Annotated in this window: 21 protein-coding genes; 5 read left to right on the top strand and 16 right to left on the bottom strand. The window is 43.1% G+C overall.

The genetic code is table 11. The features are described 5' to 3' along the window. Nucleotides 1–45: 45 nt before the first annotated feature. Both NH461_RS12040 and NH461_RS12045 read right to left on the bottom strand, forming a co-directional pair. Complete coding sequence (locus tag NH461_RS12040; protein ID WP_315903247.1) at nt 46–1209, bottom strand: polysaccharide export protein; 1164 nt, start codon at nt 1207–1209, stop codon at nt 46–48. 626 nt (nt 1210–1835) lie between these two features. Continuing rightward, nucleotides 1836–2207, bottom strand: a complete 372-nt coding sequence (locus NH461_RS12045) for a hypothetical protein (RefSeq protein ID WP_261600586.1) — start codon at nt 2205–2207, stop codon at nt 1836–1838. Nucleotides 2208–2359: 152 nt separating this feature from the next. Here NH461_RS12045 and NH461_RS12050 point away from each other — a divergent pair, with 152 nt between their 5' ends. The 3 genes from NH461_RS12050 (at nt 2360) to NH461_RS12060 (ending at nt 6294) form a co-directional block, all read left to right on the top strand. Further along, nucleotides 2360–3082 (top strand): YjbF family lipoprotein, encoded by a 723-nt coding sequence (locus NH461_RS12050; RefSeq protein WP_261600587.1) that lies wholly within the window; start codon nt 2360–2362, stop codon nt 3080–3082. A 114-nt stretch (nt 3083–3196) separates the two neighbouring features. After that, nucleotides 3197–4111 (top strand): capsule biosynthesis GfcC family protein, encoded by a 915-nt coding sequence (locus tag NH461_RS12055; protein ID WP_261600588.1) that lies wholly within the window; start codon nt 3197–3199, stop codon nt 4109–4111. After that, complete coding sequence (locus NH461_RS12060) at nt 4111–6294, top strand: YjbH domain-containing protein (RefSeq protein WP_261602898.1); 2184 nt, start codon at nt 4111–4113, stop codon at nt 6292–6294. The genes NH461_RS12055 and NH461_RS12060 overlap by 1 nt, the downstream gene beginning before the upstream one ends. A 511-nt stretch (nt 6295–6805) precedes the next feature. Here the strand turns inward: NH461_RS12060 and NH461_RS12065 are convergent. From NH461_RS12065 to NH461_RS12080, 4 genes are read right to left on the bottom strand one after another with little or no spacing between them, the layout of a single operon-like run. After that, nucleotides 6806–7078 (bottom strand): YfcL family protein, encoded by a 273-nt coding sequence (locus NH461_RS12065; protein ID WP_261602899.1) that lies wholly within the window; start codon nt 7076–7078, stop codon nt 6806–6808. Between the two features lie 59 nt (nt 7079–7137). Continuing rightward, nucleotides 7138–7680, bottom strand: coding sequence for an elongation factor P hydroxylase (locus NH461_RS12070; protein WP_261600589.1), 543 nt, complete (start codon nt 7678–7680; stop codon nt 7138–7140). 24 nt (nt 7681–7704) lie between these two features. After that, nucleotides 7705–8268, bottom strand: a complete 564-nt coding sequence (locus NH461_RS12075; protein WP_261600590.1) for a sugar transferase — start codon at nt 8266–8268, stop codon at nt 7705–7707. A gap of 5 nt (nt 8269–8273) precedes the next feature. Further along, the gene (locus NH461_RS12080; protein WP_261600591.1) at nt 8274–9203 is read right to left on the bottom strand and encodes a UDP-glucose 4-epimerase family protein; all 930 of its coding nucleotides are present in this window, start codon (nt 9201–9203) and stop codon (nt 8274–8276) included. Between the two features lie 137 nt (nt 9204–9340). Between NH461_RS12080 and NH461_RS12085 the strand changes: the two genes are divergently transcribed. Both NH461_RS12085 and NH461_RS12090 read left to right on the top strand, forming a co-directional pair. Next, nucleotides 9341–11227, top strand: coding sequence for a polysaccharide biosynthesis protein (locus tag NH461_RS12085; RefSeq protein WP_261600592.1), 1887 nt, complete (start codon nt 9341–9343; stop codon nt 11225–11227). Further along, nucleotides 11224–11973 carry a glycosyltransferase gene (locus tag NH461_RS12090; RefSeq protein ID WP_261600593.1) on the top strand — a complete coding sequence of 250 codons (750 nt, stop codon included), beginning with the start codon at nt 11224–11226 and terminating at the stop codon, nt 11971–11973. Before NH461_RS12085 ends, NH461_RS12090 begins: the two co-directional genes overlap by 4 nt. Nucleotides 11974–12003: 30 nt before the next feature. On the opposite strand, the gene wecB is transcribed toward NH461_RS12090, so the two are convergent. From wecB to NH461_RS12140, 10 genes are all read right to left on the bottom strand, one after another. Then, nucleotides 12004–13140 (bottom strand): non-hydrolyzing UDP-N-acetylglucosamine 2-epimerase, encoded by a 1137-nt coding sequence (gene wecB / locus NH461_RS12095; RefSeq protein ID WP_261600594.1) that lies wholly within the window; start codon nt 13138–13140, stop codon nt 12004–12006. Between the two features lie 24 nt (nt 13141–13164). Next, nucleotides 13165–14220: a glycosyltransferase gene (locus NH461_RS12100; protein ID WP_261600595.1), complete on the bottom strand. Its 1056-nt coding sequence runs from the start codon at nt 14218–14220 to the stop codon at nt 13165–13167. Nucleotides 14221–14334: 114 nt separating this feature from the next. Further along, nucleotides 14335–17106, bottom strand: a complete 2772-nt coding sequence (locus tag NH461_RS12105) for a glycosyltransferase (protein ID WP_261600596.1) — start codon at nt 17104–17106, stop codon at nt 14335–14337. Further along, nucleotides 17103–18416 (bottom strand): ABC transporter ATP-binding protein, encoded by a 1314-nt coding sequence (locus NH461_RS12110; RefSeq protein ID WP_261600597.1) that lies wholly within the window; start codon nt 18414–18416, stop codon nt 17103–17105. The genes NH461_RS12105 and NH461_RS12110 overlap by 4 nt, the downstream gene beginning before the upstream one ends. Continuing rightward, nucleotides 18406–19233, bottom strand: a complete 828-nt coding sequence (locus tag NH461_RS12115; protein WP_261600598.1) for an ABC transporter permease — start codon at nt 19231–19233, stop codon at nt 18406–18408. The genes NH461_RS12110 and NH461_RS12115 overlap by 11 nt, the downstream gene beginning before the upstream one ends. A gap of 48 nt (nt 19234–19281) precedes the next feature. After that, nucleotides 19282–19833, bottom strand: coding sequence for a dTDP-4-dehydrorhamnose 3,5-epimerase (rfbC, locus tag NH461_RS12120; RefSeq protein ID WP_261600599.1), 552 nt, complete (start codon nt 19831–19833; stop codon nt 19282–19284). Nucleotides 19834–19837: 4 nt separating this feature from the next. After that, a complete protein-coding gene (gene rfbD, locus NH461_RS12125) occupies nt 19838–20710 on the bottom strand; it encodes a dTDP-4-dehydrorhamnose reductase (protein WP_261600576.1) in 873 nt (290 codons plus the stop codon). Nucleotides 20711–20723: 13 nt separating this feature from the next. Further along, complete coding sequence (rfbA, locus tag NH461_RS12130; RefSeq protein WP_261600600.1) at nt 20724–21590, bottom strand: glucose-1-phosphate thymidylyltransferase RfbA; 867 nt, start codon at nt 21588–21590, stop codon at nt 20724–20726. Then, nucleotides 21587–22657: a dTDP-glucose 4,6-dehydratase gene (gene rfbB, locus NH461_RS12135; RefSeq protein ID WP_261600601.1), complete on the bottom strand. Its 1071-nt coding sequence runs from the start codon at nt 22655–22657 to the stop codon at nt 21587–21589. Before rfbB ends, rfbA begins: the two co-directional genes overlap by 4 nt. A 335-nt stretch (nt 22658–22992) precedes the next feature. After that, nucleotides 22993–23808, bottom strand: coding sequence for an MlaA family lipoprotein (locus NH461_RS12140; protein WP_261600602.1), 816 nt, complete (start codon nt 23806–23808; stop codon nt 22993–22995). Nucleotides 23809–23822 lie beyond the last annotated feature (14 nt).

The following is a 23822-nucleotide window of genomic DNA, read 5'->3' on the forward strand; positions in this document are numbered from 1 at the left end:
AATAGTTTATATCGTAATCATATGTCTGATTGTCGCTTCGAACCATTACGGCCAATTTCTGATCCGCAGCACGCCCTCACTCAGCTCATTGAAACTGGTAATAGTTGGGACCAGTTGGGTAATCACACGGTTCCAACGGACGATCGGCGCCGCAGTCACATAAACCACATCATAGGGCTGTAATTCAAATTCGGTTCCGATGACCAAAGCTGACGCATCAGACAAGTTCAACTGATAGATGTCAGCCAATCGTTGTTGCTGCTCAGTATTGGTGTTGCTTGGATTCACATCCTGTGTCATCTTGCTGCGAATCACAAACACTCCGGTCGCGTCTGCAGACAGTTGATTGATGCCACCAACATTACTGAGCGCTTCCGTGAGGCTCATCCCTGCCCGATCAATTTTCAGCAATTTCGGATCGTTCACTTCACCCATCACAAAGACTTTTTGGGCATCGTTGCGGGGCACATGAACGATATCTCCCGGGCGGAGCAAGCGGTTCTGTGTCAAATCGCCACGTTGCATTAAGGCGTACAAGGAAAGACGCTCTTCCAATCCATTGCGGGTCAATGTGACGTTACGCCAGTCCGCATTCTCTGCCAAGCCACCAGCACTATTAATGGCATCTAACAAGGTTAGCGGGACATTGGTGATCGCTTGCTTACCCGGATTGTTAATTTCACCGGTGATGTAAGCCTTTTGTGAGCGGAATGAAGCGACATTAACGTCAACTTGTGGGCTTTCGATGTATGCAGCCAGACGTTTGGCAATATCGTCCCGAACTTCAGTTACGGTTTTCCCTGCAACCCGCACGATGCCAATGTACGGGTAAAAAATCGAACCATCTGCATGGACCCAGTTGCCTGCTTCTGCCGAACTTCGATAAGAGCCGGCCGGAATCGTCAGCTCCGGATGATCCCAGATGGTAATATTGAGGATATCCCCTGGGCCAATGCGATACTGATAGCGCGCGATTTCAGCATCTAAAGTCGCATTCATCTGAGAGTAAGCTTCTTGAGCTTTGTATCGTTTTGCTGTCGTTGCCGTCAGTGGGTATACATTGACCTGCTCCGAAATATCCTTGGTCTGCTCACTACCTGTAGTAACCACATTTTTGTTATCAACACTCAAATGGGAACCTGGCACTGTACATCCAGCCAACATTGCTGTTGCTACCGCTGTTATAAGAAGCTTTTTTGTAAAATGCATCATTCGTAAAGTTCAACTTTCAAATTGATTGATATGCTTAGATAACACTCAGGGTATGCCGCCCCTAATTACGGGGACGTGACATTCTCAATATCTGTGTGCTTGCGCGATTAAACGAGACTGCAGCGTTTAATCGAGGTTTGAGACTGGTCGCTTCACACCACGGAAGCGAAAATTCAGATACGCTACCGCCCTTGGGTTCGAGTTCCCAATGCACTCAGAGAGCGTTCAGTTGTGATCAGTTTGAGGGGTATCCCCCTGAACTGATTGGTTTGTCCATTTCTGTGCTGAAACGCAACGAAGCGTCAAAAAGTTATACATTTATCACTATTGCAGCGGCCATATTCTACACAGAATACGCCAAGAGAGAAACTCAAATTTTGCCTCTTCTCATTTTAAAGAAGTGAAACGCCCAAGATAAGACACTGAAATTTATAATGATATTTCCTGAACAATCTCGATGGTAAACAGATTTAGGCACAGAATTGTCTTTCTCCGTTTATCTTCGTTCTGAGATCTTGTTCCCTAAATTAAATGTGTTTCGTGACAAATTTATGGCCCCATTGCCTTCCTCTGAGTTAGTTCATATCATTAACAGGAAGACTATCTTCACTTTACTATTAATCTTATAAATAAGGGGATCGGATGAAGAAGACTGCAATCGCGCTGTTGACTACAATGTCGATAGCCGCAATGTCGATGGCTGGTTCGGCCTTTGCTGCGACTGAGACAGCTGGTTCAACCAGCTCTGCCAGTGCAACCTCGACGACAGCTTCAACGGCATCCACAGCGGGTGCAACATCAACCACAGCAACCACTGCAGGTGCGGCTTCGAGTACAGCGGCGACTGCGGGTGCAACCACCGGGGTTGCAGCGGGTACTGCGGGTGCTTCACTGGCAGCCGTCGGCGGGATTACGGCAACAGCTGTTGCTGCAGGGGCTGCAGTCACAGTTGCAGCTATCGCCGTTGCTGACTCGTCAGATAACGACAACAACACAACCACTTCTGTCTCTGCTCAAGGCTAAACACTTCGTTGAACCACAACGAAAGCTTACCTGAGTTGCTGAAGTTTGAATTGATAACCGCACATCGCACGTGGGTGCGGTTATTCTTCTCTTGGCATTCTTCACTTACTGTTCCGGACGGCTTATGATTGAAGTTTCCATGCGCCCTTCCCGACCAATTCTGTCCCCTTTCATTCTATTGCTGGCAATGCTTTCATTAAGCGGGTGCAGCCAAAAGTTCAATGATGTCAACGACACCTTGCACCTGGCTTTATTGGGCGAAAATGACATTCAAAAAAGTGACCTTGAGATCCAAAGCCTGCCTTATGCCAGTATGTATGCCCGCCTCGGCAACGGCCCACAGGCTTTTATGGTACTGGCATTAGCCGAGCCGACATTCGGAATCAACCCTGCTCAGCTACCGTCGTTCCAGCTAAAGTGGCTCTCCAACGATCAGGGGATGCTGGTGACTGAACACGGACGCTTAATCAAAACGCTGAATCTCCCGACAGGAAACTTACTCACGACGCAATCAACAACAACCGATCCCCTCGCCCTCGGTCTTCATTTAGCCAAGACCCATAAGCACTGGCAGCGACAGATTGACTGGCAGCCCGGCTATCACTTCGGTTATCAACTCCATTCTGAGTTTTCCAGCCAAGGCACCGCCGTCATTCTGATCAATGAAACCCCTGTCGAAACCTTGCACTTTACCGAACATGTCACAGTTGAGAGTCTCGCGCTCAATTTTGACAACGACTTTTGGCTCCACCCGCAAACCGGAACAGTACTCAAGAGCCGACAAAAGATTGCGCCTGGCCTGCCTTATATTGAGATGACGCTGTTAAAACCATTTTCGTTACCTTAAAGATAACCCTTTGTTTCGTCAGAAACTTCGATAACAAAAAACTGTCGAAGTTCTACACTTAAAGTTACGCACCGTCTTGAATAAGTCTCGACTCCAAGAGGCCTCGGATGTTAAATGAATAGCCATGAACTCATGAAAAAGCCAGCCAATATGCCGATAACCATTTTATCCTGGGTTGCCGGCTACGTTTTTAAGATGGCCTACGGCATAGCCACCTTTGTGTCTGGTCTCTATATCACTTCTTTTTTTGTTTCTATCGTTGTTTCTGTTTTTGTTGCGCCGGTTTATGCAGAGCAGAGCGCCGTACAACTCACGCAACAGCCACCAGCTAGCATTCAAGTAAATGTTGCCACTTCAATTCGCAGTCAACAGCAATTGCAGCTTCGTTACCCTCAACCTGTCAGGGTCAATCAGATCCTCGAAGATACCCGCCATAACATCCACCGTCTTCGCGAACTTTCCGGAGCTAATCCGATCTACTGGTCCGGGGCATCTTTCTATTTGAGCCAACCCTTTCCTGAAAAAAAACAGGTCATTTCCCGACTTCAAGCACTTGCTGAGCAATGGCAAGGTGAGCAAAGAACAACTGTCTTGGCATTGATCAAGCTGTTTGAGAGTCAGGTTTTCCAGCCACGGATTTTCTCCACGATTGATATTGACCAGATTCGGATCACGCCATCACTCAATCCTTTAATTACGGAAAACATGCTGCTGATTCTGCCATCCCGACCAGCATCGGTGCTGATCCTGGGCGCTGTCAGCGAACCTCAGCAACTTTCCTGGCAAGAACGTACCGGTGCCCGTGAATATTTAACGCAACTATCACTTTTGGATAATGCAGAGAACAGCGAAGTGGTTGTGATCCAGCCCGACGGAACTGTCGAGCACCACCCAATAGCCTATTGGAATCATGATCACCGGGATATTGCGCCAGGTGCAACGCTATACTTGGGCTTCCAATCTTTGCCTTCAGGGTTTACAACGCTCAATGAAGACATCATTAACTTGTTAAGACATCGGGCCTTATGATGCATCAACGTGTTCTCTTCTCACTATCTGCGCTCTCTTTGGCAATGCTGCCTGCCGTACCAGCGCAGGCTGATGACTTCAGCTATCCGGTGTTAACCCCTTCCCAGACTGACTTTGGTGGTGTCGGACTCATCCAAATGCCCTCAGGGCGAATGGCGAAAGAAGGTGAGTTTATCGCAGGCGGCACGTTCAATGATGAGTACCATCACTACACTGTCTCACTGCAACTACTGCCATGGCTGGAGTCAACCATTCGCTATACCCTGGTTCAGGACCTGCTCTATAGCAATGACGAAAGTTTCAGTGGCGATACCAAATACACGGACAAGGGCATTGACTTCAAAGTTCGGCTATTAAAAGAAAGTTACTGGTTGCCGGAGACCGCCATCGGCGTTCGCGATTTTGGGGGGACGGGACTCTTTGATGGGGAGTATCTTGCCGCCAGTAAACATGTCGGGCCGTTTGATCTCACCCTCGGCATAGGCTGGGGTTATCTCGGCAACAGTGCCAATTTCCACGGGGATAAAACTTTAGGCAATGACTGTGATCGCGGCACTGAATATAAAGGTAAAGGCGGCAATATCGATTTTGAACGCTGGTTCAGTGGTTGTAGTGCGCTTTTTGGCGGGATTGAATACCAGAGCCCCTGGCAGCCGCTGCGCTTCAAGGTGGAATATGACGGCAATGACTATACCAGTGATTTTCCGGTTACCCGGGGCGGAATCACGATGCCCCAAAGCAGTAAGATCAACTACGGCGTCCTGTATCGTTTAAATAATTGGGGCGATTTACGTCTGAGTTATGAGCGGGGCAACACCTGGACCTTTGGTTTTAACCTCAATACTAACTTTAATGCCATGAAGGCGATTTGGCGTGATGAGCCAGCACCGGTCTACCGACCTCGCCTTACATCACCGGATCAGCCACTTTCAGCCAAAGATTGGGAGCAGTTGGCACAAGACTTACATACCATTGCCGGTTACCAGGATCCGACGATTTACGCCACCAATGACACTGTGACCATACTCGCCCCTCAAAGCAAATACCGTAACCGTGATGAAGCTTATCAGCGGGCAGCGACACTCATTGCGAACCAAGTGCCCGCGGCCAACGAATTCCGACTCATTGAATCTGTCAATCACCTGGCTGTCACTGAAACGCGCATTGATCGTGAGCAATTTGCCAAGGTGGCTCAATATGAATATTTCAACGCAAAAATCAGCGATGCCACAATTGTCGCCTCCCCTTCAGTACCGGAAGGGAAACTCATTGCCAAATCTGACAAGCCCTGGGAAATCAGTGTGGCCCCGACCTTGCAACAATCTTTTGGGGGTTCGGAAGATTTCTATCTGTTTAATATCGGGATCAATGCCGGAGCCAACTATTGGTTAGGGGATCATATCGAGATTGGCGGTGGTCTGTACTTCAACCTCTATGATAATTACGATAAGTTCCTCTACGAAGTCCCACCCGACGGCACTGACTTAAAACGAGTCCGGACGCTGGTACGTCAGTACATTAACGATAACCCAGTTCGCATCAACAATCTTCAACTGACCTGGATGGATAGCCTGAGTGATAACTGGTACAGCCAGGCCTATGCTGGTTATTTGGAAATGATGTTTGGTGGCGTGGGAGGTGAAATCCTCTACCGTCCGTTTGACAGCAACTGGGCAGTCGGCGTCGATGCCAACTACGTTATCCAGCGCGATCCGGACTCTCAACTGGGCTTTTTCACCGAAGAAGTTCAATATGACCCCATTACAAACCGGAATTACCGCGTCCAGACCGGTGCAGTCACCGGCCATGCCACGGTTTATTATCAACCGCAGTGGAAATGGCTGCCGAATACCCTGTTCAAAGTCAGTGCTGGCAAGTACCTGACCGAGGATAAAGGGATCACCGTCGATTTTTCCAAACAATTTGACAGCGGTGTGATTGTCGGTGCCTTTGCCGCGAAAACAAACCTGTCAGCAGAAGAGTTCGGAGAAGGGAGCTATAACAAAGGGTTTTATATCTCGATTCCGTTTGACGTAATGACGGTGAAACCGAGTACCAACCGTGCGACGATTTCCTGGCTACCGCTGAGCCGGGATGGTGGCCAGATGCTAAACCGTAAGTATCAGCTCTTTAGCGTGACGGATGCACGTTCACCTTGGTATGGACGAAGGCCGATGAACTAAGTTGATCTTCTGTTCAATTAGATAGACCACTAGACGAGGTTTAATTTATCACTCCTTAATTACAATCATATTAATAACGTGATCTTGAGCGAGAAAAGCCTTTTACTTCCTGCGGAATAATGAAATTAGGCTAAAATAGTAATGGTTAACATACGATAAATCGTCAAACATATGGCGAAAAATCACACTTTTTGCTTACGTTGTAGAAGAGGTAATTGAGCATGTTCCGGTTGTACGCTCGGTTTTCAGTGGAGCACCCTTTGATCCACAAATCAAACATCTTGATGACATTCAGTATTTTTATCCTATGCTGCTATCAAATTCTTGAAAAAAACAACCTCCAATATACAGTTGGTTTTATTTTAATTGCGATACCAACATTTATCTTCGCGAAATCATCTGACTATAAACGAAAATATTTAAGTACGGATAATTAGCAATCATGGAAGAATAAAAAAGTGCTACTAAGTAGCACTTTTCATTCAATTTCAACGTAATTCAAAAAATTGGATTACGAAGAGCAAGCTGATTGTTGAAGTTGATCCCACATAGCTTTCACGATCACCTGATCGGCTGGTGCTAACTCAGTTTGTGCATCTGCAAGACTTTGTTCAACCAAATCGTTCATCTGCTTCACATTGGTCATACCTTCCAGTTCACACTTTGCTGCAGAGAGCGAAATATGACCACGTAGATACCCACCAGCAAACAACTCGTCATCGGATGCGGTTTCTACTGTTTGATCAATCAAAGTCAGTAGTACTTCTTCATATTGCTGGATCATCATGTTGGTAACTCTTCTATTGAAAGTATCTCGGCCCCAAAGGTTATGTGATGTTGGCTTTATATACTCATTGCAGGCTCAGGAAAATCTTCAGGGCATAGTGAATCGATCTCATAATGGCTTCTTAATGCATCTGACAAGGTTTGTACACGTTCAGGCAATCCTTGCTCAAGGTAGTACAAAACTTGTTCACGCACTTTTCGCGTAAAGCCAATCCGATCCGGTTCGTAGTTGCCGCTTAAGTTATCACAGCTAACCTGAAAACGAAATCCACAACTGGCAGACAAAATCCACTCCAACGCCTGCGGTTTAATTTCGACTTTTTCAAATTCTGCCTGCTTTTCAGCCGTCCGACCATCCGGCTCATACCAGTAACCATAATCTTCTTTTAGCCGACGTTGCGGCCCGGCAACGCACCAATGTGCTATCTCATGCATCGCTGATGCAAAATACCCATGGGCAAAAATGATACGGTGGTACGGATAGACCGAATTAGCCGGCAAATAGATAGGTTCATCTGTCCCGCAAACCAATTTGGTATTGTGAGTCGCGTAAAATGCGGCGTTGAAAATTTCTATTAAATCAGTGTAATGATACTGCATGGTGACATTTTAAATATTGTTCTGTTAGTGCCTGATCTGATCCCCGGCACCTTTGCCGATCGCCGTTTGAAGTATCAGCTTAAAGTAAAGCGATAATGAAAAAGAGCGAATCATCTCAGCATCTAACGATGCGAGTTTTTGCGGCTCCGACATATCAACACCATTCACTTGCGCCAAACCTGTGATGCCGGGTAGAACATCCAGCACTCCAAGTTTATCACGGGCATTAATCAATTCTTGCTGGTTAAACAGGCACGGACGAGGACCAACCAAGCTCATCTCCCCCCGAAGAACATTAATCAACTGAGGTAATTCATCCAATTTAGTTTTACGAAGAAAGCTCCCCAGCTTGGTCACCGAACTGGCCTGAATCAAATGGGTTGCAACAGAAGCGGTTTCGACAGGCATGGTACGAAACTTAACTAAGGTAAATGGCTGCAGATGTCTGCCGACACGCTCCTGGCGAAAGACAGGTTGACCCGTGTCAAATTTCCCCAGAATGTAAACCACTCCCATTACAGGGGCTAAGGCGATCAGTCCGGCAAGGGCCAAACTGAAATCAATCGTTCGAATCAAAGAATTGTGCATGAGTTTTATTTTCTTACTGTATATTTCAAAGCGCATTCAAGGCGATAAGGCGGCGACCAATCCAGCGTTTCTTTGGTATGGCGGATGTCGACCTGGAGTGAACTACAGAGCCGTTGCCCGACTTCAGGTTTACCAAGAAGCTTCGTCAGGCCCATAAGCCACGCTGCAGGCACAGGCACGAGTCGACTTTTCGTTCCCATGGCAACCGCGAGTTTTTGCAGCAACTGGGTCGTCGAGATATCTTCGTCATCGGAAACTAAAAACACCTGATTAGCTGCTTTCGGATGATGCAGGCAAACCTTCATCAGGTCAACCAAGTTTCCCAGGTATACTAAACTACGTGAATTCTGAATCGCCCCGAAAGGAAGTGGAATTCCTCGCTGGACTATATGTACCATCTTGGCAAAATTCGCTTTTACGCCGGGCCCATAAACCAAAGGGGGGCGGATAATCACAATTTCCATCCCAGAACGCTGTCCGAGAGCAAGTAGCGACTGCTCAGCTTCATATTTACTGAGGCCATAGGGATCATCAGGGCAAACCTGACTTTGCGATCTGAACGGTATCCCGGGAAGCGTATTCTCCCCGTTTACCTTGATGGAGCTTAAAAATACAAATCGTTTCACACCTGCAGCAGCAGCCTGCTCGGCTAACCTGAGGGTTGCAGTCGTATTCATTCGGCGGTACGCATCTAAAGGATTTTGAGCATCTTCGTGCATTTGGTGCACTCGCGCAGCACAATGAACGACAGCATCAACACCAACTAACTGAGATTCAATCTCAAACGCTGACTCGAGATCAAAGACAACGGTTTGCATCATTGAAGACGCAGCCTGCCGTACACCACAAATCACTTCAAATTGCTTTGATTCCGATAAAGTATGGGTCAGCGCACTACCAACAAAACCGGTACTACCCGTAACAAAAACTTTCACAAGCGCTCAATTTTCCAGCAAATAGAGCTGAAGATTTTACCACAACAGGTCTGTGACTGCATGTTCGACGATATATAATTGCAACTCCCCCACAATCGATTAAAATCGCAAGGTTGAGAAAACTATTTAGCGTGACTATGTTCAGACCTATTCAAGCCCTACTGAGTACCAAGCGAAGTAATAAAAGAGCAATAACATTAACTTATGATGTGATTGCAGTCCTGGTTTCCCTCTATCTGGCCATGAGCCTTCGCTTGAGCGACTGGATGTTTGATATCACCATCAGAGAGCTGGCCAGCTTTGCCGTCACAGCAATGGTGACAATCTATACATTTGTTCGACTCGGTATGTATCGCGCCGTATTGCGCTATCTGATGTTACCGGCGCTAGGCAATATTTTTCTTGCGGTGATGCTTTCAGCTGTTGCTTTAGCAATCTCAGGATTCTTTTTTCAGTCATTCATCCCTCGCAGCGTACCATTGATTTATACCGGGCTCGGTATCTTGCTTCTCGGGGGGCCACGTATTCTGATCAGAACCCTCTATTACCATTACTACAAACGTAAAAAACCGAATGTTTTCATTTACGGCGCAGGTGCCACTGGCCGGGATCTCGCCTATGCTCTAATCCATGGTTCTGAGTATCACCCTGTCGTAATTCTTGATGACGACATCAGCAAAGTGGGTCAGATTATTTCCGGACTCAGAGTTCACCACAGTAGCGATTTTGAATCACTTCAATCACTGTACAAACCGTTAAAACTGCTACTTGCTATTAACAATATCAGTAAAGGGGACAGATTACGCTTACTGGATAAGTTATCTGACTGGCCCATCGCGATTCAGTCTGTCCCTTCAGTTGAAGATATTGCAGCAGGGAAAGCCAGCTCGACTGAAATCCGCGATCTTGAGATTGGTGATTTGCTTGGCCGTGCGCCGGTAGAACCTGACCACAACCTAATGACGCAGAACATCACAAACAGAGTTGTCATGGTGACCGGTGCTGGCGGCTCTATCGGTTCAGAACTTTGTCGTCAGATTTTACAGCAAAACCCTAGATGCATCGTCTTGTTTGAGCTAAATGAGTACAACCTGTACTCGATCGACCGAGAGCTCAAAAAATTGATCGAGAATACAAGAAGCAACTGCCGAGTCGCCTCTGTGCTCGGCAGTGTGCAACGACAGAACCGTGTTGAAAAAGTCATGAAAAAATATGCCGTCGAGACAGTCTTTCATGCAGCAGCCTACAAACACGTGCCCTTAGTTGAAGACAATATTGTTGAAGGGATCAGGAACAACGTCTTTGGCACATTGGCAACCGCGGAAGCTGCAATTCATGCCGGCGTCAAAAATTTCACATTAATCTCAACCGATAAAGCAGTTCGTCCGACGAACGTGATGGGCGCGAGCAAACGTATGGCAGAGCTTGTACTGCAAGCATTAGCCGATCGTCAAACAGAGACGATCTTCACCATGGTTCGTTTTGGTAACGTACTCGGCTCGTCAGGCTCTGTTGTCCCCTTATTTAAAGAACAGATCCGCAAAGGTGGACCCGTGACGGTGACCCACCCGGATATCATTCGATATTTCATGTTGATCCCGGAAGCAGCACAGTTGGTCATACAAGCGGGAGCAATGGCGCATAACGGGCAAGTGTTCGTACTGGATATGGGCGAACCTGTCAAGATCCTCGACCTGGCTAGACGCATGATTCATTTGATGGGAATGAGCGAAAAATCAGAAAACGAAGAGGAGTCTCAAGAAGGGGACATTGAAATCCGCTTCACCGGGCTACGCCCAGGAGAAAAACTCTTTGAAGAATTGCTGATCGGCGATAATGTTGAAGGAAGCTCACACCCCAAAATAATGACGGCAAGAGAAGAAAGCTTGTCATGGGGTGAGATGAATAAACTGTTGGATATACTCGATCGTTGCTGCCATGATTTTGATGTAGGATGCATCAAGCAAGTGTTACTCGATGCGCCAACTGGTTATAACCCAAAAAAACAAATCGAGGCAGCATGATGGCTACTTTATTCATTTCAATTGTCAGTCACAACAATGATGACCTTATTATTGCTAATCACGCTTTATGCCAGATTGCATCAGAACATCAGGTTGTTATCAAATCAAATACTCCGGCAACTGCAGCACTTAAAAAACACTGTATCAATTATAATATAGTTTTAATTGATAAAGACCATGGCCTTGGATTCGGTGAAAATAACAACTACGTATTTAAATACTGTCGTAATCATTTGAATATGAATCTTAGAGATTTATTTCTAGTTCATAACCCTGATCTTGTTATAGAAAAAAGTGCATTAAATCAATATGTTGAAACTAGTCAGCATTATCCAACATCAATCTCAGCCATCAACCTGTACAAAGACAGTGCATTTACGACTTCGGATGACTCGATTAAAACCTTCCCAAGATTATTAACACCGATCCTTGCAAGGATAAAAAATCAACGCGCTGACACTTACAACAAACGTGAAATAAACACTCATACTGTCATTGATTGGGCTGCAGGTTCCTGCTTACTAATACCGGTAACTCTATATGAAAAGCTGAATGGGTTTGATGAGAGGTACTTTATGTACTTTGAAGATGTGGATTTAGCGAGGAGATGTAAAAAAAATGGTTACTCTGTTGTCTACCTACCGGAGATAAAAGCTATTCATTACGCATCTTATAAAAACAGGAAAATATTATCTAAAAACTTTCTATGGTATCTGAGAAGTTTTCTTCGATACCACTTCATCTAAAAGAAACCCAGCATAAGCTGGGTTTTTTTGTTACTGACTTAGACTTGAATAAATTGCATCTGCAATTCTTGCTGATGCTTTCCCATCACCATATGGGTTATGTGCAAAGCTCATTGCTTCGTATTCAGATTGCATAGTCAATAAAGATGTGACTTCTTCACAAATCTTAGCCACATCAGTGCCAACTAATTTTACAGTGCCAGCAGCTACAGCCTCCGGACGCTCCGTAGTATCACGCATTACCAGAACAGGCTTACCTAATGAAGGAGCCTCTTCCTGAATACCTCCTGAATCAGTCAAAATGATACTTGACCGATCCATTAGGTATACAAACGGCAAATAATCCTGAGGTTCAATAAGATGAATATTGTTTCGATCGGATAAAAATTGATTTACAGGCTTGCGAACATTTGGGTTTAAATGGACAGGATAAACAAAATCAACGTCCGGAAACTTACTTGCCAAATCTGACACTGCCTGGCAAATACGCTCAAACCCACCGCCAAAACTTTCTCGTCGGTGGCCAGTAATTAACACCATACGACGATGATGTGCTAAGAAGTCAAATTGTTTCGAAAATTCAGCTTGAAGGTTTGCGTCATTACTCAACTTATCTTTGACCATATATAGCGCATCGATTACAGTGTTTCCCGTAATGATGACTGAATCTTCAGGTACATTTTCAGAAAGCAAGTTATTCGCAGAGGTTTCAGTTGGTGCAAAGTGTAAGTTTGCCAAACAACCTGTTACTTTACGGTTACCCTCTTCTGGCCAAGGTGAGTAAATATTATGTGTACGTAGTCCAGCCTCAACATGACCAACCTTAACTTGTTGAAAATAAGCGGCCAAAGTCGTCGATAAAGTCGTCGCAGTATCACCATGAACTAAAACATAATCAGGCTTAAAGTCAAGTAAGACTGCTTTTAAACCATTCAAAATTGTTGAAGTAACATCAGTAAGATCCTGACCAGGTTTCATGATATTTAAATCATAGTCAGGATTAATATCAAATAATTCTAAAACTTGGTCCAGCATTTGTCGGTGCTGACCTGTAACACATACTTTGCTTTCAAAACGATTATCTTGGCTAAGTGTCTCAACTACAGGAGCCATTTTAATCGCTTCTGGTCGAGTCCCAAATACTGAAAGTACTTTAATTACGCTCATAATTATTCCAAACTATTTCTAATACTAAAATATATCCTTGAAACGATCTTCCCAAGTTATAACTTCGTTCTCTTTTGGCATACATCCATTCAAGTGCATCTCAAGTGTTAAAACTTTTCCTTCATTAACACGGTGTTTCATTTCACCAAACGCGGTCGAGATTATTGGAATTCCTGCTGCTACATATTCATAATATTTCACAGGATCTACAGCTTCAGTAAGTTCGTCCAATTTAAAAGGAATCAAACCATAATCAAATGAAACTAATAGACTAGCAATTTCACTATGCTCAACTGCAGGTTCCACTGATATATTATCTGGTAGATCAGGTAGTTTTGTATAGCAGGGTCCAATCAATCTTACCACAGAATCAGGCTTAGATTTGGCAAGTTTAATAACAAAATCCCAATCAAACCACGATGCTATACTACCGATATAACCATAAACACAATAATCGGAGTTAACTTTTTCAACTCCTTGCAGTGATTGAACAAAGCTACTATCACATGCATTCCGAATGACTTTTGATACTGTTGTATTATCTTTGTATTTATCGAACAAACCAGTAGACGAGAACCAAACCTCATCAGAGAGTGATAAAGATCTAGTTAATAAATTAGCTACACTTTTCGATGCTATTCCATCAAAAAAATATGGATAATCATCCATAATATCAAAAATAATTTTTTTGAAGGTAAATCCTTCAATCATATGCAAAGCTAACCGGCTTGGTTTACCACTGATTAATATTGTATTATTGGAATCAAAACCTATAGCCTGCAACTTTCCGATGAAATATTTTATCGCAACATGGTTTAGTTTAGAATATATATCCTCAAGAGGTTCAATAGGTAGCAATCCACTACAGTTAAGTATATGCAAATTGGATGGCTTTTCTATACCTTTTGATTCAACCCCTACCACTTTAGTACGAAAATCAGATAACTTCGGAAAACGAGAAGCCGTCGGTTGAATCCAATAAAAATTTTCAACACCTTGCTCTAAACAATTTTTTGCAAAAAAATGTGGTCTTTGAGCTATACTATTCCATGATACTGGAGATAAATAGATAATATTCAAATCATAATCCAAGTCTAGGTTGGGGCTTTAGAAGCCCCCTTATATTAATCACTATCCTAGCTTTAATGTATAGCTTGGCTAAATGTATTTCATCGTAAACTTTCAAAGGATTATTCAGTAAGCAAACGACTTTTCCATTTCAGCAACACGTGCATCCCAACTATTTTCATCAGCAAGACTTGCTAATCTATTCTTAAACTCTGAATCTTTACTTAACTCAATTGCTTTATCAATTTGCTTAGATAAAGATTCTGCAGAATCTCCAGAAAGCACTTCATCAAAAGCGATACATTCAAGCATCTCTGAAGTAACTACAACTGGCTTTTCTAATGCAAAATACTCGAACAACTTTAGAGGAGAGGTAGTACGAGCAATTTCTGTAGGTGCAAATGGAATGAAGCAAATATCAAATGTATGTGCATAACCAGGAAGAACTTTATAGTCTACTGTTCCCAAATATAGTACATTATCAGCTTTTACTAATTTATCGACTCCGCCGTAATAGTCTGGACCAATAAATACAAATCCTAAGTCTGGTCGCGATAATACTAGTTTTTCTATCTCTTCATACCATAACCAAGGGGCAATCGCACCGAAGTAACCAACAATATACTCATACTTATTACGAAAATTAACTAATTCAGTAGGAAGTTCACATTCAACGTGAACTGGGTCTCGATAATGGCATGTATCTACACCGTTCTGAGCCAAGATAACCTTATCTTTGTCAACAAATTCTAGCGCTTCACTTTCCAACTTCTTAGCTGATGCAACAACAACATCAGCTCCGCCATTGAAACTTGCCTGTTTTAGCTCAAGTAATCTTTTTATATTCTCATCATCTCCACTAATAGCCGGATCTATATGATCAATATATTCATACATGATTGTTGAATAATTGGAAAGTTTAGATATTTGTTGAGGTGGCAATGAGTATGCCGTACTATAAAACGATCGGACAGCACCTTTAATATGGTCAACCTGAGGGGAATTAGTCAACCAAACATTCGGGGCAACTTCCCGAAATCCATTTACGCAATCATGAGTTAGGTTTGTAGTCCGGTATATCACTAGATAACCTGCTCTACCAAAAGCACAAGCAATATGCTGTGGCCTTTGATATAGCGGGACATCCCAATCAATGACAACCTCCTGAACAAAAATACCTTTATAGTCATCTTTTTTTGAAAGAATATTTTCTTTAAAAGAGTCCCAGTTTAAATCGAACTTATTCACTTCGTTTAATGGTGCTACTACTGCTTGTCCTCTAAATCTTCTAACAACCTTAAACCTAATTCCATTTAACTTATGACGAAGACCGCTAGGCATCAACCAGAAGCTAGTTCTTGCCATTTGGTATAAGTGACGTTTAAGCATCACGATTGAAAACTTGGACTTTTTAACAGACATAAAAAAATCAGTCATTCTACTCTTACTCTCTTTAAAAAAACTATTTATTGTTTCAAAAATTGTTCTTCTAGAGCTGTCTAACTCTTTGTGATTGGATTCTATAATATTTTCTAAAAAATTAATTTTTTCATTTAACTTCAGTAAATTATCATTTATTGAAATTGTTTCATGTTTATTTTTTTCACTGAAGTAATGTAGCTCTTTCAATAAACCTGCATGTATTTCAGAAAGTTGATTATTTGATAGAAACTTTTGTTCATAGGATGCTATTACTTTTAGCGATTCAAACGGAAAAGAAAAAGTTAGAGTTTCAATTATCTTTCTGAATTCTGGACTATGTAGATAGGGTTCTGTATTATCTGAATTGTATGATGTATACTCAATCAAATTTGAAAAATTATCAAAAAACGATTGATCATTACTGATCTTAACATCAGAAAGATTTAAGTTATTAACCCATAAATTGTATGCATCAAACTCTTTAAGTAAACTTTCAGATATCACTGTTGCATTTTTAAGTTGCTGAAAAAAGACATCATAGTTAATTTTTTTCAAATTACGACCTGAAAAATTACACTTCTTGGCCTTCGTAAATCTTACATCATTCAAAAATCCCTTCACGCCATCATAACCAACAAGGCATACAATTTTTTTAGCAATCGCAGCCTCTATTACGCATCTTCCCATACCTGCAATAAGATCATAATGAGATAAGTTTTGGCTAATACTATCAACGAATCCTAATAGTCTTACTCTTTCGCTGCACTTATTTTCGTCAACAAAATCTTTTATAATTTGGCTCGAATCACCATCACCAGCTATATCAATATATTTAATTTCTTCTGAAGCGATCGCGAACTTAAGAAACTCTATAATCCCTGGTAATTTATCAGCATCAAGTCGGCTAACAACTAAACATCTATAATGATTTAGTCGTATCAGCTTCTGATTTACTTCATTATTCACCGGTAATACAGAATTTCTTAACAAATGAATATTTTTAAAATGGAGTTGTGCCAATGCATATACTTCTTCGGAGACAGCAAGAGTCAAATCAACATATTTGGATATTAAATCATTAAGCACAAAATCATATTCAGGACCAAAAAATCCCTCAATCGACACAGGGCCATGCAAGGTTAACATAACAGGTATGTTTTCAATTTTAGCTGCTATTACCGCTGGTAAAATACTATGAAATGGATGAGTATGAACAATATCTATCTCATATTTTTTTATTATTTTTCTTAGCTCTGAAATTGTACGATTTAATTCAGATAACGTAGTGTCATAATTTAACTTCAAATTATAGTCTATTGTATCAAAATCCGAAAAATCCAAACTCTGATTAAAGTTTTCACCTGCGGCTAGATGAATACGACATCCATTTTCTTTTAATACTCTTGCTTGTGTGCTTATGTATGTTTCTACACCGCCTATATTAAAACTCTCTGTAACAACTAATATTTTTTTCATATAGAATTCACATTAGCTTTATCAAAATTCACCTTTACCGGAAGAGCAGCAATACCAGAGCAATTAGCCCTAGGTTCAGAAACCTTAATAATGATTACGTCAGTCTTTCTATCAAGATAAGCCATGTCGGCGTGACTAATTGCTTCCGCTATGGCTAACGTTATAAAGTAAGTTCCTTCACAAAGGTTTACATCCAGTTCGAATGATGCTCTAAGCTTATCTTTATCTTCAGGAGCAGTATAGTTTAGCTGATGGTATAATGTACTCGTGCCAAATACAGGCACTCCTTCAACTGTTCTTATTAATACTCCAGCTTGTATTTCCTTAACACTTCCCAATACTTCTGTTGTAAAATTGATTACCGCTTTATCTCCAGTTCTAAATACCTCACAATGTTTCCCTGATTGGTCCAATACATCCCAACTGGTAATATATGCACCAGATCTTTCACTTTTATTCTCATTCATTTTCTCTGGTTTGAGACTTTCAGTATCACCTTCAATATTTTTTTCAACTTTACTATCCTCACCCTCATTATTTTTCTGATTTACATATCTCATATATGTTTTCTCATCAGAGTATAATAAGGCATGATACTGATCTACAATTTCTTTTGCGGCACCTACACCCTGAACACATCCTTTATGTAACAGAACCGCCCTTTGGCAAAATTTCTCTACAGTTGCAGTAGAGTGGGTAACAATCAGAATTGAACAACCTGATTTTCGTAGTTCATCAATATAATCGAAACATTTTCGTTGAAATTTCTCATCACCAACTGATAAAGCTTCATCAACAATAAGAATATCTGGCTTCACACATGCTTGCACCGCAAAAGCTAACCGTACATACATCCCACTTGAATACGTCTTCACAGGTTGATCAATATGATCGCCAATATCAGCAAATGATTCGATCTCGTGAAACTTTTCATCCATTTCTGACTTTGTGAATCCCAGAATTGTTCCATTTAGGTAAACATTCTCTCTTCCTGAAAACTCCGGATTGAAACCAGAACCTAATTCTAACAAAGCAGCAAGTTTCCCATTAACTGTCAAATCACCATGAGTTTGACTTAATGTACCGGCTATAATTTGCAGTAAAGTGCTTTTTCCACTACCATTTCTACCCAATACGCCAAGAGTTTCACCACGCTTTACATCAAAACTGACATCATTTAAAGCCCAAAACTCTTTAAAATATTGCCTTTTACCAAATGGTAACATCTGGAGCAATCTTTCTTTTGGATTTGCATACATTTCGTATTTTTTAGAAACATTGTTAATAGAAATTGCAATATTAGATGACATCTGCAAACCCTTTCTTTGTAAAACTAAACCAGTAATATCCAAACCATGCAACTACTGAAGAAATTAAAGTATATACTGACCAATATTCCCAGTTCATACCTTTACCCCAAATCATGACATCTCTTGCTTGTTCAACAACGAATGTTAAAGGGCTAATATGCATAAAAAACTGATATGACTCTGGCAAAATAGAAACAGGGTAAAATATCGGGGATAAATACATTAAAACCATCACAAAAATCCCAATAAACTGTGTAATATCTCTCATAAACACACCCAAAGATGCCAAAATCCATGATAGGCCAACTACCATTAATATAAAAGGAATCATCACTAGTGGTAGTAGTAATATTTCTAAATTAGGCAACCCAAAAAACAACAAGTAAAATACTAGCCAAACAATGAAACTAATAAAACACTGAAATAACGCAGAACACAATGTTACGATTGGCAGTATCTCTATTGGGAAAACTACTTTTTTAACATAATTTACATTCCCGATAATTAGGCTAGGAGCTCTTGTTATACATTCCGAAAATAAATTAAATATAAGAAGGCCAGAAAATAATACTAGTGCGAATTCTGTTTTTGAATCGCTACCACCCGCCCATCTTGCTTTAAATACGACGCTAAAAACAAATGTATATACAGCTAACATGAGCACTGGATTAATGAAAGACCACATTACTCCAATTAATGATCCTTTATACTTCCCAATTACTTCCCTTTTTGTCAAAGAGTGAATTAAAGATAAATTTGTATTAATCACTCGAACTAAGTCAATCGGGGCTTTTATTATGCTACTATTAGCTTTCATTGTTTCTTCCAAATCAGAACAGGAAAAGGGGCATTTTTTATACTGTTTTTATATTTCATATTTTTTAGAACTCTTTAATAATAATCCCTGTTTATCTTTATCAGACAATATCACATCACTCTGAATAGGCCATTCAATACCAACATCCGGATCATTCCACAGAATCGAGTGCTCCGCTTGCGGGTTGTAATAGTCAGTGCATTTATAAACGAACTCTGCTTCATCACTGGTCACATAAAAGCCATGTGCAAAGCCTTCCGGAACCCAAAGTTGGCGCTTGTTCTCTGCAGATAAATACACCCCAACCCACTGACCGAATGTCGGAGAATCTTTGCGGACATCAACCGCAACATCAAACACTTCACCCGAAACCACGCGGACCAGTTTACCCTGTGTATTTTCCGTCTGGTAATGCAACCCACGCAAAATCCCTTTTTTGGATTTCGAGTGGTTGTCCTGCACAAATGGGGTTGGTTTGCCGGTCACCAACTCCTCAAATTTCTTCTGCTGCCAAGTTTCCATGAAAAATCCGCGTTCATCACCAAAAACAGATGGCTCAATAATTTTTACATCGGGGATTTTCGTATCAATAACTTTCATAACATCACTTATAAGCTTGAATGTTGTCTAAGGCCTGCACCCAATTACTTGGCTGGATACCAAACTGGGCTTCAATTATTGTGCAATCGAGCCGCGAGTTCTCCGGCCGTGTCGCTGGTGTCGGATAAGCCGATGTCGGAATCGATGAAAGATTAGGTGTAGTCTTCAACACTTCCTTCTCAGCAGCTTGCTCGAAAATCTTCTCGGCAAAGTCATACCAACTGACATGCGGCATGCCGGAGAAGTGATAGACGCCCCACGCTGCATGCTGGCCCGATTCAAGATGGTTGACCATGGTGATCAGGGCATCTGCTATATCCCCGGCATAGGTTGGCCCGCCGAACTGATCGCCGACGATACTCAGTGCATCACGATTTTCACCAAGTCGCAGCATGGTCTTGACGAAGTTATTGCCATGCTCACCAAAAACCCAGGCCGTTCTTAAAATGAAATGCTTTTCACAACAACTTGCTACAGCCTGCTCACCAGCAAGCTTGCTCTGACCATAAACCCCTTGTGGACCGGTCTGGTCGGATTCAACATAGGGGGTTTCGCCTTGACCGTCAAAAACATAGTCAGTTGAAATATGCAGCATGACGGCACCACACTGCTGCGCCGCTTCAGCCAAATAGCGGGGGCCATCCCGGTTGATTAAATACGACAGCTCAACTTCTTTTTCGGCTTTATCCACAGCGGTATGTGCTGCCGCATTGATAATATAGTCTGGTGAAAAAGCCTGGACGACCTCGTGTACGGCAGCCTCATCAGTAATATCCAGCTCAGCACGATCAACAGCTAATAACTCAGCTTTACCTGTGAGTTTTGAAACAAGGCAATGGCCAACCTGGCCATTGCTTCCGGTGATCAATATTTTCATGAACGATAAAGCCTTATTTCTTGACCAGGGACATCAGGTAGCGTCCGTACTCATTCTTCAGCATTGGCTCGGCACGGGCAGCAAGCTCGATATCACTGAGCCAGCCGTTACGCCAAGCAATTTCTTCCAAACAAGCAACTTTGAGCCCCTGAACATTCTCAATAGTTTGCACGAATGAAGAGGCTTCATGCAGGCTTTCATGAGTACCGGTGTCAAGCCACGCGAAACCGCGTCCCAGCAGCTCGACACTCAGCGAGTCGTCATCCAGGTACATTTGGTTAATGCTGGTAATTTCCAGCTCACCGCGAGCTGATGGCTTCACTTGCTTAGCAAAATCAACCACACGATTGTCATAGAAATATAAGCCTGTGACTGCATAGTTTGATTTTGGCTGAGCCGGTTTTTCTTCAATCGATACCGCTTTCATCTTGGCATCAAACCCGACTACCCCGAAACGCTCCGGATCTTTAACTTGATAACCGAAGACGGTCGCGCCATGAGCACGTTCAGCGGCATGGCGGAGAGTTTTACTGAAAGACTGGCCATAAAAGATATTATCGCCCAGCACAAGGCAACACTGATCATCACCGATGAAATCTTCGCCAATCAGAAATGCCTGCGCCAAGCCATCCGGGCTCTCTTGTATGGCGTACTCAAGGTTGATCCCAAAGTCACGGCCATCACCCAATAAGCGCTTGAAGCCCTCATTATCTTCCGGGGTGGTAATCACCAGAATGTCCCGGATCCCTGCCAGCATCAATGTCGACAGCGGGTAATAAATCATCGGCTTATCGTATACAGGTAACAACTGCTTTGAGACACCCCGGGTAATGGGATAGAGACGCGTGCCGGAGCCCCCGGCGAGAATAATTCCTTTCATTTTTCAACCTCCGCCCCTAAACGCTCACGGCTGTATGAACCGTCCAGAACCCGGCTCCACCAGTCTTTGTTGCTGAGATACCATTCAACCGTTTTCCGAATACCGGACTCAAACGTTTCGGCTGGTTTCCAGCCCAGTTCACGTTCAATTTTCGAGGCATCAATGGCATAGCGCACATCATGGCCCGGGCGATCTGTCACATAGGTGATCAAATCCTGGTACTGGGCAACGCCTTCAGGTTTCGCTGGCACCAGCTCTTCAAGCAGTGTGCAAATCGTTTTCACAACGTCAATGTTTGCCTTTTCGTTGTGGCCACCGATATTGTACGTTTCACCAACCTCACCTTCGGTCACAACTTTGTAAAGTGCGGACGCATGATCTTCAACATACAGCCAGTCTCGAATTTGCATCCCATCCCCATAGACCGGCAACGCTTTACCTTCCAGGGCATTCAGGATCATCAAGGGGATCAGTTTTTCCGGAAAGTGATACGGACCGTAGTTATTGGAGCAGTTGGTGACAATCGTCGGCAGACCATAGGTACGTAACCAGGCGCGAACGAGATGATCACTGGAAGCTTTAGATGCCGAATACGGACTAGATGGCTCATATGAGGTCTCTTCCGTGAACAGATCGTCCGTGCCTTCCAAATCACCATACACTTCATCGGTAGAGATGTGGTGAAAACGAAACGCAGCTTTACGGCTGTCCTCAAGCTGATTCCAGTAGCTGCGCGCGACTTCGAGTAAGGTATAAGTCCCGACAATATTGGTCTCAATGAAGGCTGCTGGGCCATCAATCGAACGGTCGACATGACTCTCTGCAGCCAGGTGCATCACCAAATCAGGTTGGTGCACCTCAAAGATGCGTGCCATCGCCTCACGATCGCAGATATCGGCTTGCTCAAAAGCATATCGAGCACTATCTTGAACTGACAGGAGTGATTCTAAGTTACCCGCATAAGTCAATTTATCGACATTCACCACTGAATCTTGGGTTTGATGAATAATGTGGCGTACAACCGCAGAGCCGATGAAACCAGCGCCACCTGTTACTAAGATTTTCATGTCAGTCCTTATTTTTAGGCACGCTACCGCCCTAGGGTTAACCGCACCCCCACAGCGTAAATATGAAAAACTGGTCAAAAACCATCCAACCAGTTAAGTTAACTGAGCCGTATTCTACCAAAACGAGTGCTTGGGTTCCAACTTGAAAAAATATTAAGTGATGACTTTATTACCTATTAATATTCAATAAGTTAAGTTGCATGTATTTCTGACTTCACTAATTATTCTATGGGGTTAATATCAAATCTCACCTTGAACGAAAATGACCTTCCACAATGAAAAAATGGCCCCTGCATGCAGGGGCCATTCAAATCAACACTATTCAACAAGTAGCGTTAATATTCATTAATCTCATCCAGAAAGTCATCCAGGAACTCTTCTTCCTGAGGCGCTTCCAGCTCCAGCTCACCGCCGCTGGCGCGGAAGTTGCGGTTCTGGATATAGGCATCACGAGTAAAGAGGTATGGATCCGGAGAGTCTTCGAGTAGCGCTTCCTGGGAAACCAGCGCTGCGCGATCTTCCATCCCCTCGAAGGCCCATTTACCCAGACTTTGCCAGAAGGTCAGCAGGCTGAGCGGGAAGTATAAACCGTCGACATAATCACCGGCCCCCTCACGCAGGGTCGTCGGCCCATAGAAAGGCACCATAAAGTACGGTCCGTTCGCTACACCGTGATATCCCATCGCATCACCAAAACCAGGCTCAGCTGGCTTGCGGATATCGGCGGCAGAGGCGATATCAATCAAGCCGCCAATGCCGAACACGGTATTGATCCAGAAACGGTTGAAGTGAGTCACCGCCTGCTCGCCATCAAGCATAATGATGCTGTTGACCATATTGGCCGGCTCATCCAGATTGGACAGGAAGTTGCGGATCCCGCTACGCAGCGGTGAAGGGACATAATCCACATAAGCCAGTGAAACCGGACGAGCAATATACGGGTCCAGGTAGTTGTAGTTTAAGTCCCACATTGCACGGTTGAAGCCCTCAAAGGGATCATAGGTTCCTGCGACATTAAATTCAGGCTCCGCTTCGACCTGGACAACATTGGTTTCCGCTTCCACCGCCTCTGCGGTCTCGTCATGGGGTGTCTCAGCACAACCGGTGAGCAACAATGCGAATAAAAAAGAGAGTAATGTTATTTTTTTCAAAGAGATACCCTATG

It is taken from the genome of Photobacterium sp. TY1-4 (assembly GCF_025398175.1).
In the GTDB taxonomy this organism is placed as follows: domain Bacteria; phylum Pseudomonadota; class Gammaproteobacteria; order Enterobacterales; family Vibrionaceae; genus Photobacterium.